Origin of the sequence: Caulobacter sp. S45 (assembly GCF_009765965.1) — a bacterium.
GTDB lineage: Bacteria > Pseudomonadota > Alphaproteobacteria > Caulobacterales > Caulobacteraceae > CAHJWH01.
In genome coordinates this window covers 1,473-3,123 of record NZ_LMUL01000001.1, presented here as the reverse complement: position 1 = coordinate 3,123, position 1,651 = coordinate 1,473, and the positions used below count along the sequence as shown (strand labels likewise).

Annotated in this window: 2 protein-coding genes; both read left to right on the top strand. The window is 68.5% G+C overall.

The genetic code is table 11. From position 1 onward, the window contains the following. A partial coding sequence (locus GSQ87_RS00020) for a M13-type metalloendopeptidase (RefSeq protein WP_305764180.1) occupies positions 1-568 on the top strand: 568 nt, incomplete at its 5' end. 125 nt (positions 569-693) lie between these two features. Then, positions 694-1,651 (top strand): hypothetical protein (locus tag GSQ87_RS00015; RefSeq protein ID WP_216838848.1); only part of this gene is annotated, 958 nt, incomplete at its 3' end.

The window sequence follows — 1,651 nt, the reverse complement described above, 5'->3', positions numbered from 1 at the left end:
CCTGCAGCCGCCGTTCTTCGATCCCCAGGCCGACCCGGCCATCAACTACGGCGGCATCGGCGGGGTGATCGGCCACGAGATGAGCCACGGCTTCGACGACCAGGGCCGCAAGTCCGACGGCCTCGGCCGTCTGCGCGACTGGTGGACCCCCGCCGACGGGCAGAAGTTCGACGCCAAGACCAAGGCCTTGGGCGCCCAGTATTCCGCCTTCGAGCCGCTGCCGGGAGAACACATCAACGGCCAGCTCACCATGGGCGAGAACATCGGCGACATGGGCGGGATCAACCTGGCGCTGGAGGCCTATCATCGCAGCCTGCAGGGCAAGCCCGCGCCCGTCGTGGACGGACTGACCGGCGACCAGCGTGTGTTCCTGGGCTGGGCGCAGGTGTGGCGTGGCAAGACCCGCGACGACGCCCTGATCCAGCGCCTGCACACCGATCCGCACTCGCCCGAGACGGCGCGCGTCAACGCCGTCGTGCGCAATGTGGACGCCTGGTACGATGCTTACGGCGTCAAGCCCGGCGACAAGCTCTACGTCGCCCCCGAGGATCGCGTCCACATCTGGTGAGCCATCGGCGGACCCGATCCCGCCCAGGGCCCCGCCCACGCGGCTCGAACACCCCGCCGCCGCGTGGCTTGCCCCGCCCGGCAAGTTGAGTTCTGCTGCCCGCCGCGGCAGGTCGGGGACACGCAATGATATCGCGCCTTAAGTCGAGAGCGACCGCCTTACTGGCCTGGGCGATCGCGGGCACGGGCGTCACCCACGCCGCGAGCGTGACCGTCACCCTCCCCGCCAAGACCGCGACCGCGACCGCGATCGACGGCAGGGTGGTGCTGATCGTCTCGCCCAAGGCCACCCCCGAGCCGCGCCTGCAGGTCGAACTCGAAGCGCCCCTGCGCACGCCGTTCATATTCGGACGCAACGTCGACGGCCTTCGCCCCGGCGGTCGTGTGGTGGTCGGCGACGACGCCTATGGCTGGCCCGTGCGGCGCCTCTCCGCCCTGCCCCCAGGCGACTACACCATCCAGGCGGTGCTGAACCGCTACGAGACCTTCCATCGCGCCGACGGCTCGACCGTCAAGCTGCCGCCAGAGATGGGCGAAGGGCAGCAGTGGAACCTGAAACCCGGCAACCTCTATTCCCGCCCCCTGCGGGTCCACATCGGCCGCGGCGCCGCGTCGCTCAAGCTGACGCTCGACCAGGTCATCGCCCCGATCACTCCGCCGGCGGACACGCCGTTCGTGCGCCATATCCGCATCCGCAGCGCCCTGCTCTCGGCCTATTGGGGCCGCGACGTCTATCTCGGCGCGCACGTGCTGTTGCCGGCGGGATTTGCGGAACACCCGGACGCGCGCTTTCCGCTGATGGTCTTCCAGGGCCACTTCCCAGACGACATCTCCGCATTCCGCACCACGCCGCCCGACCCGAACCTGAAACCGGACTATTCCGAGCGCTTCCACCTCGCCGGTTACAACCGTATCCAGCAGGAGGAGGCCTATAGTCTCTACAAATCCTGGACGTCGGCGCACTTCCCCCGCTTCCTGGTGGTCGAGATCCAGCACGCCAATCCCTATTACGACGACAGCTACGCGGTGAACTCGGCCAACCTTGGGCCGTACGGCGACGCCATCAACAAGGAGCTGATCCCCT